3 protein-coding genes are annotated in these 2,978 nt (G+C 38.4%); all 3 read left to right on the top strand.

Annotated elements, in window-relative coordinates:
* Positions 1 to 1,018, top strand: a 1,018-nt coding sequence (locus ON09_RS23305; protein ID WP_010603476.1) for a S41 family peptidase, incomplete at its 5' end; no start/stop codon positions are given.
* 452 nt (positions 1,019 to 1,470) lie between these two features.
* Positions 1,471 to 1,644 carry a hypothetical protein gene (locus ON09_RS25340; RefSeq protein ID WP_157259064.1) on the top strand — a complete coding sequence of 58 codons (174 nt, stop codon included), beginning with the start codon at positions 1,471 to 1,473 and terminating at the stop codon, positions 1,642 to 1,644.
* A 396-nt stretch (positions 1,645 to 2,040) separates the two neighbouring features.
* Positions 2,041 to 2,862 (top strand): hypothetical protein, encoded by an 822-nt coding sequence (locus ON09_RS23300; protein WP_010603475.1) that lies wholly within the window; start codon positions 2,041 to 2,043, stop codon positions 2,860 to 2,862.
* Positions 2,863 to 2,978: the final 116 nt, after the last annotated feature.

The following is a 2,978-nucleotide window of genomic DNA, read 5'->3' as shown; positions in this document are numbered from 1 at the left end:
AACGAATTTAATAGTAATTATACTATTCACACCATGGATAGCAAAAGCTCAGAATGAAAAATCATTGATGGCCGATAGCGTAAGAGCTTACTTAGATAGCAGTTTAAATATTATTAGAAAGCATTCTCTGAATACTAAAGTAAATTGGAATGATTTACGTTCAAATGTGTATTCAAAAGCAGTTGGAGCAAATCGTTATGAAGATATTTTACATCTGTATCCTTACATATTCGAGCAAATTGATGATCATCACGGTAGTTTAAAATTTAGAGGGAAAACCTATAGTTGGAATAAAAAGGCAGCTAACCCTGTAAACAACACTGTAGCCACTGCTACAAAAAAGTATCAATCTGTTCATGCAGAAAAGATTACTAAAGATATTGCCTACATTTTAATTCCTGGAAATACCGATTTCAGAGGGAAGCAAATGGATAGCATCGCTAAAGAAATTAAAAATGCCATATCCAAAATCAATAACCAGGATATCAAAGGGTGGGTTATTGATCTGAGAGTAAATACCGGAGGCAATATGTATCCCATGATCGCGGGTTTAAGCGATTTAATTGGAGAAGGGAAAGTTGGTGGATTTCTCACCTCCACTAACGAGCCTGATGGAGCGTGGATTATTAAAAATGGCAGCTTTTATGTTGATTCAGTTAAGGTGTCACCAATAAAATATAGCGGCTATCCAATTAAAAAAGATATACCTGTGGCGCTTTTAATTAGTGGGAATACTGCAAGTTCGGGTGAAATGACCGCCATCTCTTTCATTGGCCGAAGGAAGTCGGTTATTATTGGCGAACAAAGTGGTGGTTACACGACGAGTAATTTAGGCTTTAAATTAAATGAGTATTCAGGCCTCAATTTAGCTGTAGATTATGCAGCAGATCGTAATGGAAAAATTTATCCTAAGTATCTAATACCAGATTTCAAGGTTCTTAATGGTGATGACTTCGAAAACCTGAATGATGATTTAAAAATCAAAAAAGCCTTAATTTGGCTCAGAAAGAATAAATAATTCAAAAATTAGGTATCTGAATGTTTACAAATTAAAATCAAAATATTAACTCATCGCAGCCCAAAAAATAAAGCCAGTATGAAGTTGCTTTTCATCATATTGAATTCCCTGTTGTTTATCATATCAATTATGATAATATGTACTGAAAAAAATTATTATGTCTTTTTCTTATCAGGTGCTACACTTCTAAATTTTTGGTACTATTACCATCAATATAAAAAAGTCAAAAAAAAGGCTTTCAATTCTACAGATGAAAAAAAGAAAGCGTCTAGCTACTTATCTATGAGAAGATAATAACTATTTGTGTCAAGAACGAACAAGTAAATAGGCGTTACTTGGAACTCATAAACAGAACCTGAAGATTTCTACTTATTTCATCAGGTATTTTTAACTAACAGTTGAAAGCAGGGAAATAGTTCTTCAAGGTAAGCAGTGTTGGTTACCGCACTATTATGGCCGAGATCATGGTGCCTACCATGAACATATTGACTTTTACGCCTCATGAAGATGCCCAGGATTTCGTGGAAGTGATCATTCATACCGGATACCAAAAATTGAATAAAGAGCGCAGAGTAGGTTCTTCTGTACAACTTGATCGGAACGGCAATTTAGTCCAGATATTTTAAGCAGACCGGGAGCTGTTGCCAATGGCGGGAGTGTTGACAGGCGTTCTTCTCGTGACGATGGGATAACCTCTCTTCCATCATCAACTGTGAAGATAACCTGACAGATTTGTATCTTGTTCGGGTAGGCTATAGCAATTTATTCCCTCCGCTATACCATCTTCCTAGCCTATTGCTGTCCCAAAGCAGGATATTTGCTTGTGTTTACTTTTCCCATTAGCGAAGCATGGTGGGAGCAGACCTGAAGCATGGTAGAAGCAGGGTGCAGGCAGACATAGCCGAAACACGGACTGCACACGGACTTGAGTCGGACTTGATACGGATTGGTTTGCTGGAAATAAATGGAAAATTGGTATATTGGATTGATCAATCCCTGGATTAAACCAAATATACAGAATTATGGCTACATTAAATGGGATTGTTAGATTTTCCGGACAAGTGGGAGATTTTATTTTTTACCGGAGGGGTAAAAAAGACGTTGTGAGAAGCAAACCGCTTACGCATCAACTTACTGAGAACAGCAAAAAAAGCGCTAAAGACTTTGGTGAGGCCAGCAGAAATGCGGCTTATATCCGTAAAGCCTTTGCAGCCGTGGTAAAAGATTATGGCACCGGCGATCTCACCACCCGCTTAACGAAAAGAATGCATGCCGTTTTTAAAAGTATTCCTGCTGCCCATGCAGGCCATAAGAAAATCTCCGATGGCAACCTTAAACTTATGGAAGGTTTTGAATTTAATGCCTATACGAGCCTGGGCAACCTGCTGCTGCAAGTGCCTAAAATTACCTTGCAGGACAATGGTTTTATAGGTTTGCGGGTACCGAAACTCGCAACCGGGCATTTTGTAAAGGCTGTGGGCCGATCTGATGCATATATGTTACAGGTGATGGTATTTAACCTCGATTTACAGACCGGCCATTACGAAATTTTGAAGGTTCATGATCTTAAAGTATCACTCGATCTGGACGAATTTCCAGGGGCTAAAGTGGCTATTCCCATAGAAATGGAAGGCGAAAGGGCTGTGTTTGTAGCAGTCGGGATTTCCTATCTTTATGATGGACACCGCAAGGAAGACCGCAGGTATTTTGCCTGCCAGATTATAAAATGTATGCATTTAAAGGATGGGGTAGAAGTGGAGTTTATCGAGGCATTGAAGGAAGCGGCTATAAAGGTTGAAGAGGAAGAAATGGGTTTGAGTTGGGAGATGGGGGAAAGAGAATGATTGAATGATCAAATGAGAGAGTGAATGAATAAATTTCGAGTGGATGATTGAGTAGTTATGAACTTTAATTCGGTTAGATATATGGTCTACGGGAACCCGTAAAGAAATTTAGTTTT

Source organism: Pedobacter agri PB92 (assembly GCF_000258495.1).
Lineage (GTDB): Bacteria > Bacteroidota > Bacteroidia > Sphingobacteriales > Sphingobacteriaceae > Pedobacter > Pedobacter agri.
Note: the sequence above shows the minus strand (reverse complement) of the source record. Positions and strands in the feature narration are given on the sequence as shown.